Genomic DNA, 13322 nt, shown 5'->3' on the forward strand with positions numbered 1-13322 from the left:
GATGCCGAAATATCGGCATCCCCTCACGATTCGCGTAAGCTTGTCTTTCGATTACCTTCGCTTTCGGCTATTTTTAATTAATGTCATCCGCCGGGAATGACGAAGCCATGAATAATAAGTGCGCAGGTCACGAAGCTCCACATTCTCAGACATTCTTCCAAGAAATGTGATTACAACCATTTTATACAATGGAACACAGCTCGCTTGCTCTTGTTCGACGGGAATAAATTCCGCCACCATGACCAAATCCTCGTCGATAAGAAAAACATCCTGTTCATTCTTATAATAAGTTCGAATACATTTTGTTTTCAGTTTATTCCATAGAAAAGCAGTAATATCATCCTGAAAATCGGTCTTTCCGCTTTCGATGCGGTCGGTCCAGCGGCTGCGGGCATGATGAGTGACGACGATATCTGCGATCGTTTTGCCTCCCAGCTGCCATTCCTTCCAATCGTTACAAGCCTTATGGCTGTCGATTCCCCTCACTGCCCTGACCCTCTTTTCTGAATAGTATATCTATTTGCCAATATTCAGTCGTACAACTTTAATTGTGCATGATTCATTTAACATAATCAAATTAAGAAATCTTTAGGAAATGAATCAAAAAAAATACGCCGAACAGAGCTGCTGCTCCGGGCGTATGGTATATAACATGTGCAGACGAATTTTTTTGCGGTTATAAAGTGTAGAATCTTGTTTTATCAGGAATATTACTGCTATACTCGGTTTTGATTTCATTGCGGTACGACCGTTCGACTTTTTTAACGAAGGGAAGCTTTTGCAGCTGCTTTACCGTTTCGTCCAATCGGTTAGAATATACGTACATGGCGGCATAATGAAGCTTTTTGGAGATATAATGCACGCTGCCGTATTTCTCCAAATGCTTGCCAGCCGCTTTCAAATCGCTAACCCATACGATAATTCCGCTGCGTTCGCTAAACATGACTCTTAACCCTCTTTCTTGAACCCATACTGCTGTTATGGATCATAATTCTAATGTAATGAAAGGATGGATGCGTCAATGCAATCCTTTGACCCTGATTTTCTAGTGGAGGTAACCCGCGGCAGCTTAACGGAAAGCAAGCATCGCGGTCATATTGCCGTGGTGGACAACAAAGGCAAGCTGATTGCTTTCGCCGGAAGCCCCCGGCATTACGGATATATGCGTTCAACCGCCAAGCTGCTTCAAGCCATACCGCTTCTGGAAGCACGCACCGACGAACGATTCGGGCTGACCGAAGCCGAAACGGCTTTGTGCTGCGCTTCGCACGGCGGCGAGCCGGAGCATACAACTGCGGTGCAATCGATTCTTCATAAGCTCGGACTGACTGAAAGCGCTCTAGCATGCGGCCGGCAAGAACCGCTATATAAACCTGCAGCCGATGAACTGAAGCATGAGGCATGCTTGCCGTCACAGCTGCACAACACTTGCTCCGGCAAGCATGCCGGTATGCTGGTCTTAGCAAAGAGCATGAATGTGTCTATAGAACAGTATACCCATTTGGAGCATCCTGTCCAACAAAAAATGCTGAACGTCATCTCAAGCATGTGCGGCGTTCCAGAAGAGCTTATCGGCATTGGTACCGATGGCTGCGGCGTGCCCGTATTCGCAGTACCGTTATCCTCGCTTGCCTATGCTTACGCCCGGCTGGGCGCACCTGAAGACCTTCCCGCGCAGCGAGCCGAGGCGTGCCGTAAGATCATCCATGCCATCGGAAAATATCCTTATTATGTAGCGGGCACCCACCGGTTCGACACCCGGCTGGCCGAGGTGACGCAAGGCCGCGTCATCGGCAAGATGGGTGCCGAAGGGGTGTATGCCCTAACGGTTCCGGACCGGGGAATCGGTCTGGCTATCAAGATGGAGGACGGCTCTGAACGCGCCCTCTACCCTGCAGCAGCCGAAGCTTTAGTTCAGCTCGGAGCTCTGACTCCGGAAGAGGCCGTTCAGCTTGCCGACTTTCATCACCCCAAGGTCATCAACCGTCGAGGGGAGATTGTCGGCTCCATTCGTCCGTCATTTCAGCTTCGGCAACCTGTTGATGATTGAGTTTTCTCCTGTCGGATTAACCGCATTTGCCGCTGCAGCTTCCGCCGGCAGAGCAGCCGCCGCCTGCAGCCAGCGGGTCATTGGAAGGAACCTTGATCGTATCGGAAACAGAGCTTGCTACCATCTGCGATATTTCGTAAAGCATTTCGTCCAGCCGATTCTCCGCTTCCTTGAAGCGGCGGACCGGCTCCAAAGCATCCAGCTGCGCTTGAACCTTCTGTACTTGCTCCAGCGCTTCGTGGTAGTTGGGATGGTAATGTCCGAAGCGTTCGCATTCCGCAAATCGCTCCTTTTGTTTGGCAAACTCTCTGGTCAGCCTGCTGACTTCCTCATTCTCTTCTACAAGCCGCTTCCAATATAAATAATCCGCAGTTTCCGCGGAAAGCTTGATCATATCAGCCAATTCATAGGCTCCGAGCAGGATTGCAGACATATCGATCGTCTGAGACTCCATGACTGCCATAAGCAGCACCGCCTTTCTTCGTGTTCGACCTTGGTGGCCTACTATCTATCATATCACATCCGGCGGCGGTATGCCGATTTAATATTTATCATTGATTCCCGGCAAAATCAGCTTCATTTCATCCCATTCGTCGGCAAGCCACCGGACCTCCGATCCTTGAGGAAGCCTATCCCCCCTCTGTCCTACCCCCGTCATACACCAGGTTCCGCGGGTATCCTGTACCTTTCGCGGAGCAACCCGGTAATCGGTGCCATTCCTGCGCACCTGCAGCAGCGTCTTCAGCTCAATCGCTTTTTCCACCATTTCTTTACGGGTCGATACATGATAGCTCCTATAATCCCTCAGCCACATCGGAGGAATGTCCTTGAGGTCGGGGTACAAATCGGACGGCTCGGGCACCCGTGATTCCAACTGAAAATAATGAGCTGAAATTCTGGCATAAATCAGCCCTCTCTCCATTACCGACAGGTCGGCATCCGCCTCGTCTTCCCGCCCATTGACATCCGTCAGCTTCGGGTAAGATTTGCCGCGAACAGAACCATCCTTCGCATTGGGTATAAGAGGCATTCCCGGCATGTAACCCGCTTTTTCCAATACTGCCGCAAGGGGCTTCAGGTCGCCGGCAGCAATAATAAAATCCTTGGCTCCGACGGCTTCTTGAAAATAGGGCACAGCACCAGGCAGTTTGGCTACCGCTGCAGCGGTTTCTTCATCGTTACAACGAAGCAGCAGCGTGTTGGCGAAAGCCATCCTGCCAAATGGTCTGGCCCATTCTTCTATGGCCGAGCGAATATGATCGGGCACTCCGTAAAACGCATGCGATTCCAGAAACTCCGCCATCTCTTCAGCCGACCTCCCATTTTCCAAGGCACGACGAACGCTGGCTTTGGACAATTTATAGACGCTGACCTGATCGACTGCTATCGGGTCGGCCATACAGCACAATTCCCAGCAAACCGCATCGGCCACATCCGGCGGCACAATGATGTCGAAGTCCGGCTGCACCATAAATCGCCCGGCTTCCTCCAATTCCAGCGGTACATGGTGAGGCCATGACAGCTGTACGCGCCAACGATAATACACCTTCCCGCTTACGGACTCCGCGCCTCTTTCAACCCAGCCCATGGCAGCCAGAGGGTCCAACCATTCCTGCTGAAGCCGATAAAGCCTTTGCTCTATCTTCTCACGGTCAGCCGCTGCCGGCAGCAGGCCCTGTCTTTCAAGCGCTATCAGAAGACCAAACGCGGATATCCATTCCCCCGGAGCCGCCCTTTCAAGAATGATAACCGCGTGCTGCATCCAGGCCTCCGCCGGAAGTGTCAGACGCTTCCAAAGGCCGTAGAGCTTGAGATTTTGTTCGTTGGCAGACCGGTTCAACCAGCTTTTGAGCGCTTTGGGTCGAAGCCTCAATGCTTCTCCGTCCGGTACGATGAATTGGAGACGCAGAAGGATATCAAGCATGATCGCCGCTTTCACCGGATAAGCGTCGCAGTACGCATATTTTATCGAAAGCCCCTGCAGCAGTGTTTGATTCAACGGGATAAGCTCAAGCCATTTTTGCAGTTGTTTTTTGTGCAGGGTTCCGTTTTGGGTCAGCTTCAGCTCCTCCTGTGCCGCAAACACAAGCGACTGAAAAATCCCCCTGCGAATATCGCTTGGAATGACCTCAATCGGTTCAATACCGGAAAGAGCGGTAGTTTCCGAAGGAATAGGGTAAAGCCCAGGGTGCATGATCTGCTGCCAAAGCACCAGACTATCCTCAGGAAGCAGATAAACCAGCTCACCCCACGATTTGCGGAAAGCAAAAACGAGGCCTTTACGCAGCAGTCCGGCCAATCCGGCTTTGATCTCGGCGCCGGAGAGCACGACCCCTGCTGATTTTTCCAGCTTAGCTGCGTCAAAAAGCTCGGAGCCGATGTCCCGCACAATCGCTTCCAGCACCGTCCTTTCGTTCAAGCCCATCCGGTTATATACCGTTTCCATCACAACCGGATCGGCCCAAATTTCCTCCAGACCGGATCCTTGCCCAAGCCATGGAGCGTATACCGCTTCCGCTTGCATCCGGCTCCACAGCTCCCGGGGCATCCGGGCGATAATTTCCGAATAATTCATTTCAAGCTCGCCTCCTTCCGGTTGTCGGTCCTTTCAATTCCATATTTGTATCCCTGCTCGATGAGGAATAACTGCCGGTTCATGGCAAACTCCTGCTCCTTGGTATTCTCACTGACCAGCGTATAAAAATACGCCTTGTTGCGACCCGATTTAGGCCGCAGAATGCGTCCAAGCCGCTGAGCCTCTTCCTGTCGGGAACCAAAGCTCCCCGATACCTGTATGGCGACGGCGGCATCCGGCAAATCTACGGCAAAGTTGGCTACTTTGGAAACGATTAACGCCTTCAGCCCGCCGCTCCTAAAGGCGTTATACAATATTTCCCGTTGGTTGTGACTCAGCTCGCCGCTGATCAAAGGTATCCCTGTTCGGGCATTCAATTCATGGAGCTGCTCCAGATACTGGCCAATGATCAGGATTTGTTCTCCTTCATGCTTGCGCAGCAGCGCCTCCACCAGCGCATGCTTGGCCGAATTGACGCTTGCGCATTTCATTTTTTGCCTGACGTCCGCCGTACGGTACGCTTCCATTTCTGCCGGAGGCATAGGGACGCGCAGCTCGATGCACTCCACCGAAGCGATCCACCCCTTCGTTTCGAGTTCCTTCCACGGCATCTCGTACCTTTTGGGCCCTACCAATGAAAACACGTCTTCTTCCCGGCCGTCTTCTCGGATTAACGTAGCCGTCAAGCCTAAGCGTCGTGTCGCTTGAATGTCTGCGGTCACGCGAAACACAGGCGCGGGCAGCAGATGAACCTCATCATAGACAATCAGACCCCAGTCCCGTTTGTTAAACAAATCCATATGGGTAAAAAGCGCGTCCTTCGATTTACGGTAGGTCAAAATCTGATACGTTGCGATCGTAATGGGTCGAACCTCTTTTTGCTGTCCGGTATATTCTCCGACCATTTCTTCCGTAACATCGGTTTTCTCCAGTATTTCTCTTTTCCACTGTTGTACGGATGTACTGTTGGATGTCAATATGAGGGTAGCACAGTTCAGCCGGCCCATAGCCGCAATGCCGATGACGGTTTTCCCGGCCCCGCACGGCAGCACCAGTACGCCGCTTCCCCCCTGCGCGCTGCCCTCACGGTAGAATGACTCCACGGCAGACTGCTGATAATCCCGCAGTTCAAAGGCATGGCCTGCGCTGGTTCTCGTCCTAAGACGGATCGGCAGCCGTTCGCCTTGACTGTAACCCGCCAAGTCCTCTACCGGATAGCCCATCTTTACCAGCTCCTGCTTGAGCAGACCCCGGTGCAGCGACGAGAACCGCAGCGTTCTTGAATCCAACTGACACAGCCCGTAGGATTGCAGTGATTTATAGGAAACCATCTCTTTTATGACATCGACATCATCGGAGATTAAAAGCAGATCTTCTCCCAGGCGCTCCATTCGAACGAGACCGTAACGCTGCACAAACCTGCGGATATCCTGCTTTACCGATACAGGAATACCGAATTTGGACCACTGCTCCAAAAAAGCTATGATTTCTTCCGCCGACATTCCCGCTGCCGCTGCATTCCATATGGATAACGATGACATTCGGTAGGTATGCAGATTCTCCGGCGACTTCACAAGGTCGGCGAATGGGGCCAAGCCCTTCCGCACATCATCAAAAGCCGGGTGCCGGGCTTCCAGCAAAATACTGAAATCGCTCTGAACGACAAGCGGCCGATCTGTAAAAAATGGCATACTGATCCCTCCAAGCTTTGACAGATACTGTTATTATGTTGGATTGGCGCCGGATTTAAACATGTAAACCCAAAGTGAAAAAAGACACCCGAAAAAACAAGTGGAAGAAAATAATGCAAAAAAACGGAGCTGAAGGGATGCTTCCTCTTCTTCAGCTCCGTACACAGGTGTAAATAAAAAACGTTCTTCCGATTGAATACCTCGGAAGAACGAAAAAAAATCAATGTAGGGCTTGCTGCTCGGAAATGTGGCTCAATGCTTCGCCTGCTTCGTCTTCATAATGGCTGCGGACAGCAAGGTCGCCGATCGATACGATTCCGACCAGGTTCCCATTCTCGACAACAGGCAGTCGGCGAATCTGTTCATTCGCCATGATCTTGGCCGCTTCATCCACTGTCGTTTCCGGAGTTACGGATACGACAGTGTTGCTCATCACTTCTTTAATGGCGGCAGAGCCCTCCCTTTTCTCGGCCAGTCCGCGGATAACGATGTCCCGGTCGGTCAGAACGCCGATCAGCTTTTTTCCGTCAACGACAGGAATAAAGCCCGTATCTTCCTGTTTCATCTTTACCGCAGCCTCATACACGTTATCCTTTAATGTTACTGTAGAGCAGTCGGTTGTCATGATCTCGCGAAGTGTTCTCGAATTCAAGGGAAATCCCTCCTGAAAGGAACTGGCAGCCTAAACGTTTGCCCTGCCGGGGCATTCCCAAGCTGCTGCAGCATTAGATTTTCCCTTTTCCCCGCTTCCCATTCGCCACTGGACTGCCACTTACCGGGAATGCTCCGACATATAATCCTCCACCATGGCTATAAACAGCTTTGCGGCGTTCGTCATTGCCGTTTCATCAATATCGAACCTGGGATGATGATGCGGGTAAACGACGCCGCGCTCCCGATTGCCCGCTCCGACAAACATGAAGCATCCCGGCACCTGCTCCAGATAATAGGCATAATCTTCGCCCGCCATAATCAGCGGCGCCGTCTTCGCTCCCGCCTCTCCCAAAGCCGCCTTCGCCGCCCGATAAAACCGCTCCTCTTCTTCCGCGTGATTCACGACAGGAGGATAACCAAGCTTATAGTCTATTGTATAATCGGCGCCCTGCATGAAGCAGGTTTGGCGAACGATATTTTCCAGCCTTGCCTTCACATCCATTCGTAAAGAAGCGTTAAACGTACGCACCGTTCCCTTTAATACGGCGGTTTCAGCAATGACGTTAAAATTGGTTCCGCTATGTATCGATCCGACGGAGACAACGCACGGCTCGGTCGGATCCGTATTCCGGCTGACAATGGATTGCAAATTGACGACCAGCTGAGAAGCCACAAAGACGCTGTCCACCGTTTCGTGGGGCAGACCTCCGTGGCCGCCTTTGCCTTTGATCTCAATGGTAAATTCATCGGCCGCCGCCATCATGGGACCTGCCTTGCAATACGCAGCGCCTACCTCGAACGGTGTCCATAAGTGAACGCCATAGATAACGTCCACGCCTTGAAGCGCCCCGTCCTCGATCATGCCGAGCGCCCCGCCCGGAGTAACCTCCTCTGCGGGCTGAAACAAAAAGACGATGTTTCCGCGCAGCTGTTCTCTATGTTGACTCAACGTTTTGGCTGCACCGAGCAAGGTCGCCGTATGGGCATCATGACCGCAAGCATGCATCACACCTGGTACGCTTGAGGCGTATTCGCAAGCCTTCTCGTCATGTATGGGAAGGGCATCAATATCCGCCCTGAGCGCAATGGTCGGCCCGGCTTCCCCGCCTTGCAATCTGGCTGTGACACCGTGTCCGCCCACTCCTGTTCGCACCTCAAGCCCCCATTCCTGAAGCAGCTTTGCGATGTAGGCAGCGGTTTCCGATTCTTGAAACGACAGCTCCGGATGCCGGTGCAAATATCTGCGCCAAGCGATCATTTCGGGAACTATCGTTTCCAGCGTTTTGAATATCGTCATCTATAGTACCCCCTTCGCCCTTTGCATCGTTATCATCGTTGCAGCGATCCATTCGATTCAATCCTATTTTATCAAATCCAAAGAGCGGTTTCATCCATGTGTCACAAGAAATTCAAACTTTACAGCCTCGCTTTAGGGGGCATATGCATTAGGCTTGCACAAGTAAGGGAAACATACTATCATGAATAAAGGATAATTAGCTGAGTTGTACATATTTAGGAGGGCTTGCAGTGATTATTGAAAACAATGGATTAAAAGGATTAAAAAGCGACCTCGCACATTTGGACGAGTCTATGGAGCAGCTCGGTTTCGTGCGCTGGCAGTGGGAGTATAACCGCGCTACATACGATCTAAAGCTTGAAGATAAAGCTACGCAAAGCGATTATTTCCTGCGCATCAATACCCGGGTTGAATCCGGCAAGCTGGAATCCCCTTATGCCATTCTTTATGTCGAAGAAGTCTATATCGGAAAAGCTACTTTCCCGCATGGCTTGGACTATCAATCTCCTATTCCTGACGCCATCATGAAAGCGGTCAACGGAAAATTGGCGGAGTTGAAAGTAAAGCTGACCCAATAACAGGGGAATCAAGCTTATGACTCCACCGAGACGAGGAACGCCCGATTTTCTGCTGCTGTTCTTGACGTTTTCGCTCGTGTGTTTCGGATTGGCATTCGTATTTAGCGCCGGGATGGCATACAGGTCAAGCGAGCCATGGTACTTGGCCATTCGACAGGCATTCGCCATCGGTATGGGAACGGTTGCCATGTTCTTTTGCATGAACGTAGACTACCGCAAGTTCCAAAAGTGGGTTGTCCCGTTTTTGGCCATTACCGTTTTCCTGCTGCTGTTGGTGCCGATCATAGCTCCGGAAACAAACGGCGCACAAAGCTGGATTTATATCGGCAGTTTCGGGCTTCAGCCGACTGAATTTGCCAAATTGGCGGTCATTTTGTATTTAGCCGCCATTATCAGCAAAAAAGGGGATCGGATCCGTGACTTCAAACGAGGACTGGCTCCTCCCCTCGTCGTCGTTGGCTTCATATCTGGGCTGATTATGCTTCAGCCGGATCTAGGCTCAACGATGATTCTTGTTCTGTCTGCCTTGCTGGTCATCATCGTGGGCGGAGCCAATCTAAAGCATATTTTTTATCTTGGCGGGGGCGCTGCCGGATTATTATCCATCGTCATCGCGCTTTATTTTATTAAAACCGGAGGCGACAGCTACCGTATCGCCCGCTTCACCGCTTTTCTTGATCCCTGGTCGGATCCGCTGGACACTGGGCATCAGCTCATTCAATCGCTTTATGCGTTCGGTCACGGGGGCCTGACAGGAGCCGGCTTTGGACAAAGCATACAGAAGCTTCATTATTTGCCTGAAGCGCACAACGATTTTATTTTTTCCATTATCGGAGAAGAGCTTGGATTTATCGGAACTTCGATTTTCCTGCTCGTTTACTTGGCTTTTTTGCTCAGAGGACTTATCGTTGCTCTTCGCTGCAAGGAAACCTTCGGCACCTTGGTGGGCGTGGGGATCGTCGGACTGATCGGAATTCAGGCGTTTATCAATATCGGGGGAGTAACCAATACGATTCCGATGACGGGGGTAACGCTTCCGCTCATCAGCTATGGCGGTACATCCATGCTGATGACCTTGATGAGCCTCGGCATTTTGCTAAGCATCTCCAGAGAGCATAACAAACCCGAAAAAGACCGTGAAACAACGAAAAAGAGAGCCTGAAACCAGGCTCTCTTTTGTTATTTGACTCGATTCTGGGGATCTTCCACGGTAACCGTCTCTTCCTCACGGAAGGCTACCCCTTCTACCTTCACATTGACCTCAACAACGGATAAACCCGTCATATTTTCTACCGCTTCCCGGACGTTTTCTTGCAAATCACGGCATACTTCCTGAATCCGGCTTCCATAGTTGACAATCACTCTCAAATCGATTGCCGCTTCCACTTGACCCACTTCAACAGATACGCCCTTTTGCACGTTCTTTCCGCTCAAGCGTTTGGCCAATCCTTCCGAAATGCCTCCCGACATGGCGGCGATCCCCGGAGTTTCGAGTGCGGCTAATCCTGCAATCGTAGCCACAACGTCATCTGAAATACGGATAAGACCTGTTTGAATGTCTTCGCTCAAGAGGATCACTCCTTCAAGGGTTATAGCTCTATTGTAATAACTTCCAACATGGAAAGCAACTGTACCGTATCAGATTGCTTGGACTCCATTGAACCTCAAGTCCATTTTATATCGCTTTGACCATGCCGCCGTCTACATAGAAGACAGAGCCGGTCATGTAGCTGTTGCGCGGCGATAATAAGTAGGCAGCCATTGAGGCAAGCTCCTCCGGCTCACCGTAACGTCCCAGCGGAATGTCCTTGGTCATGCTTTCCTGAATTTCATCCACCGTTTTCCCCTGCCGTGAAGCATTGACGGTATCCAGCTCGATAAGCCGGTCGGTCATAATGCGTCCCGGACACACGGTATTTAAGAGGATGCCGTCCGGACCCCATTCGATAGAGAGCGTCTTCATTAAACCGATGATTCCTGTTCGCAGAGTGTTGGATAGCACCAGTCCGGGAATCGGTATCTTTACAGAGGATGACGCAATCGTTACAATCCGTCCCCCCTGTTCCTTCATTAATGGATGAAATCCTTTCATCAAACGAACGACGCTCATCAGATTGAGCTGAATGGCATGAAGCCAAGCCTCTTCATCCAGCGACAAGAAAGTGCCGCTCGGAGGGCCTCCTGCGTTGCATACCAGCGCATCCACCTGACCAAACCGATCCTGAGCTTGCTGTACAAGCCAGGAAATTTGTTCAGGACTGCTCAAATCGACACCCATACCGGCAACTTCTACTCCATATTTCTGCCCAAGCAGTGCAGCGACATCACACACGGCCTGTTCATCCCTGCTGCACAGCAGCAAGCTGGCACCTTCCGCCGCCAGCTGTTCGGCTACCGCCCGTCCCAATCCTTTACTGGAAGCGGTAACAACCGCTTTTTTCCCTTTCAGTCGCAAATCCATTCGAATACTCTCCTTTTGCCTATGATGGGATATTGAAGAATAGGTTTTGTTCCATTCAGGTATACTTTACCACATGGGGTGATAATGATGAAACGCCGCGTTTTTGCCATTTGTCTAATTTTGAGCTTCGCACTTAGCGCTGCGGCGCATTATGTTGGAGCTCCTAGCTTCAACGCCACGCTGCAGTTTTTGATTTCGGCCGGCGCGATCGTATTTGTCGCCGGATTTCTCGGCAAAGCGACCGAAAGCGTGGCGCAGTACGCAGGAGACCGGCTGGGCGGATTCCTCAACGCCACTTTTGGTAATGCGGCGGAGCTGATCATCGCCATATTTCTGGTGAAGGATGGATTATTCAATATCGTAAAAGCGAGCATCACCGGATCGATCATCGGGAATATGCTTCTCGTGCTTGGACTTAGTGTGCTGATCGGCGGTTTGAAATACAAGGAACAGCATTTTAATGTCAAGCTTGCCGGGCACAACGCTTCGCTGATGCTGCTGGCGGTCATTGCATTGTTCATTCCTGCCGCATTCACCCGAAGCCTGACGACAACAGAAACGCAAACCTTAAGCATCATCGTCTCCGTTATTTTGATCGTTGCCTATTTGCTGTGGTTGTTCTTTTCCATGATCACACATAAGAACGAGCTGTCTGACGAAGCTTTGGAGCATGGAGAAGCGCTATGGTCCAAAAGAACTTCCGTCTTGTTTCTGCTGCTGGCCACAACGATGGTGGCTTTCGAGAGTGAGTGGCTGGTGAGCACGCTTGAGCCCTTCAGCCATCAATACGGTCTGTCCGAGCTGTTCGTCGGGGCCTTTCTGATCGCTATTGTAGGCAACGCGGCGGAGCACAGCGCGGCGATCATCATGGCACGCAAAAATAAAATGGGCGCTGCGGTAGAAATTGCGATCGGCAGCAGTCTGCAAATCTCGCTCTTCGTCGCGCCCGTGCTTGTCCTTGTGTCACTGTGGTTCGGCAGCCCCATGAATATCGTGTTTACCGCCTATGAGCTATTGGCGATCGGCGTAGCTGCGTTCATCGCCTCATCGATCTCCAGAGACGGCACCACCACTTGGTATGAAGGTATTCTGCTTCTGGTTGTTTATCTTATTCTCGGCATTGCTTTCTACTTGGTGTAAAGGTCTTAAACCAAAATAAAGAGCAACCTTCAGACGAAGGTTACTCTTTATTTTGGTTCATGGCTTCGTAGAGCTCGGCCAAGTTGCGTTCGAGCTTCACCAGAATATGCTTACCGGCCGCTTCGTTGATGAGCTCCGCCCGAATAGCGAAGTCGATTTCTCTGGACAGCCCGTAAATTTGCGTATCTAACACCTCTTCATAGAGAGGACATTTGCGTGTAGTCAAATTCTCCATTTGCACTTCTATCAGCTTCTCAATCTTGTCCGCATCCTCCTGAAGCAGATTCAGCGCTCTCTGCGACAAGCTGAGCAGCACATCCGATGACATGAAGCTTCCCCCCTGTAATACGCCATGAAGCGAAACTCGGCTGATCGTCTCCAAATTCGTTTCGCCCTCCCGGTTCTCCCGAAATGACGTGAATGTTAGCATCCACGCTCCAATAATTCAATTTTAGTCGAAAATGCCGGAATACACAAGTCATAGACGAAGAAAAGGCATTTTCGCCGTGCGAAAATGCCTCCCTTCGTTTCGTACCGCTTCTATTCTTAGTCCTGAATGCTGTTGATCTTCAGACCGTGCTTTTCAAACACCTCAGCCATGGCCTTCTTTGCTTCTTCCGCATCGGGACCATGGACGTGAAGGTCATAATTGCCGGTTGTCAGTAAGGTGGTGAACAAGCCCAGAATGCTTTTTACATCGATATACTTATTATCATACTGCAAAACGATCGAGGATCTGAATTTATTGGCGGTTTGGGAAATCTCCACGATTGCCGCATTGTTTGCGTTAGGCATTACAATCCCTCCAAGTAATAATACGTTGTTGTAGCCTATAATACATGGGAAGAGAATATCATGCAACTACATTTTTAAGCC

At 50.8% G+C, this 13322-nt stretch carries 15 protein-coding genes; 4 read left to right on the forward strand and 11 right to left on the reverse strand.

The window, feature by feature from the left end:
• Positions 1–51: 51 nt before the first annotated feature.
• Together ACZYR9_RS02095 and ACZYR9_RS02100 are read right to left on the reverse strand one after the other, a co-directional pair.
• On the reverse strand, positions 52–486 hold the full coding sequence (locus ACZYR9_RS02095; protein WP_488976786.1) for a hypothetical protein: 435 nt from the start codon (positions 484–486) through the stop codon (positions 52–54).
• Between the two features lie 190 nt (positions 487–676).
• Entirely contained in the window at positions 677–943 is a 267-nt protein-coding gene (locus ACZYR9_RS02100; RefSeq protein WP_488976787.1) for a YlbG family protein, read from the reverse strand.
• A 78-nt stretch (positions 944–1021) separates the two neighbouring features.
• On the opposite strand from ACZYR9_RS02100, the gene ACZYR9_RS02105 reads away from it, so the two are divergent.
• Complete coding sequence (locus ACZYR9_RS02105; RefSeq protein WP_488976788.1) at positions 1022–2050, forward strand: asparaginase; 1029 nt, start codon at positions 1022–1024, stop codon at positions 2048–2050.
• 16 nt (positions 2051–2066) lie between these two features.
• On the opposite strand, the gene ACZYR9_RS02110 is transcribed toward ACZYR9_RS02105, so the two are convergent.
• The 5 genes from ACZYR9_RS02110 to ACZYR9_RS02130 all read right to left on the reverse strand — a co-directional run bounded on the left by ACZYR9_RS02110 (position 2067) and on the right by ACZYR9_RS02130 (position 8267).
• On the reverse strand, positions 2067–2513 hold the full coding sequence (locus tag ACZYR9_RS02110; RefSeq protein WP_488976789.1) for a YlbF/YmcA family competence regulator: 447 nt from the start codon (positions 2511–2513) through the stop codon (positions 2067–2069).
• Positions 2514–2591: 78 nt separating this feature from the next.
• A complete protein-coding gene (locus ACZYR9_RS02115; protein WP_488976790.1) occupies positions 2592–4625 on the reverse strand; it encodes a helicase-associated domain-containing protein in 2034 nt (677 codons plus the stop codon).
• Positions 4622–6316, reverse strand: a complete 1695-nt coding sequence (locus tag ACZYR9_RS02120) for a DNA repair helicase XPB (protein WP_488976791.1) — start codon at positions 6314–6316, stop codon at positions 4622–4624. The genes ACZYR9_RS02115 and ACZYR9_RS02120 overlap by 4 nt, the downstream gene beginning before the upstream one ends.
• 220 nt (positions 6317–6536) lie before the next feature.
• A complete protein-coding gene (locus ACZYR9_RS02125; RefSeq protein WP_488977131.1) occupies positions 6537–6941 on the reverse strand; it encodes a CBS domain-containing protein in 405 nt (134 codons plus the stop codon).
• A gap of 147 nt (positions 6942–7088) precedes the next feature.
• Entirely contained in the window at positions 7089–8267 is a 1179-nt protein-coding gene (locus tag ACZYR9_RS02130; RefSeq protein ID WP_488976792.1) for a M20 metallopeptidase family protein, read from the reverse strand.
• Positions 8268–8497: 230 nt separating this feature from the next.
• Between ACZYR9_RS02130 and ACZYR9_RS02135 the strand changes: the two genes are divergently transcribed.
• Together ACZYR9_RS02135 and ftsW are read left to right on the forward strand one after the other, a co-directional pair.
• Complete coding sequence (locus tag ACZYR9_RS02135; RefSeq protein WP_488976793.1) at positions 8498–8845, forward strand: YugN family protein; 348 nt, start codon at positions 8498–8500, stop codon at positions 8843–8845.
• 16 nt (positions 8846–8861) lie between these two features.
• A complete protein-coding gene (gene ftsW / locus ACZYR9_RS02140; RefSeq protein ID WP_488976794.1) occupies positions 8862–10007 on the forward strand; it encodes a putative lipid II flippase FtsW in 1146 nt (381 codons plus the stop codon).
• 17 nt (positions 10008–10024) lie between these two features.
• On the opposite strand, the gene ACZYR9_RS02145 is transcribed toward ftsW, so the two are convergent.
• Positions 10025–10414 (reverse strand): Asp23/Gls24 family envelope stress response protein, encoded by a 390-nt coding sequence (locus tag ACZYR9_RS02145; protein ID WP_488976795.1) that lies wholly within the window; start codon positions 10412–10414, stop codon positions 10025–10027.
• Between the two features lie 106 nt (positions 10415–10520).
• On the reverse strand, positions 10521–11306 hold the full coding sequence (locus ACZYR9_RS02150; RefSeq protein WP_488976796.1) for an SDR family oxidoreductase: 786 nt from the start codon (positions 11304–11306) through the stop codon (positions 10521–10523).
• A gap of 87 nt (positions 11307–11393) precedes the next feature.
• On the opposite strand from ACZYR9_RS02150, the gene cax reads away from it, so the two are divergent.
• The gene (gene cax / locus ACZYR9_RS02155; RefSeq protein WP_488977132.1) at positions 11394–12446 is read left to right on the forward strand and encodes a calcium/proton exchanger; all 1053 of its coding nucleotides are present in this window, start codon (positions 11394–11396) and stop codon (positions 12444–12446) included.
• Between the two features lie 40 nt (positions 12447–12486).
• Here the strand turns inward: cax and ACZYR9_RS02160 are convergent, their stop codons facing one another.
• Complete coding sequence (locus ACZYR9_RS02160) at positions 12487–12774, reverse strand: Fpa/YlaN family protein (protein WP_488977133.1); 288 nt, start codon at positions 12772–12774, stop codon at positions 12487–12489.
• A gap of 218 nt (positions 12775–12992) precedes the next feature.
• Positions 12993–13241, reverse strand: a complete 249-nt coding sequence (locus tag ACZYR9_RS02165; protein ID WP_488976797.1) for an HPr family phosphocarrier protein — start codon at positions 13239–13241, stop codon at positions 12993–12995.
• Positions 13242–13322 lie beyond the last annotated feature (81 nt).

It is taken from the genome of Paenibacillus sp. F024 (assembly GCF_057814255.1).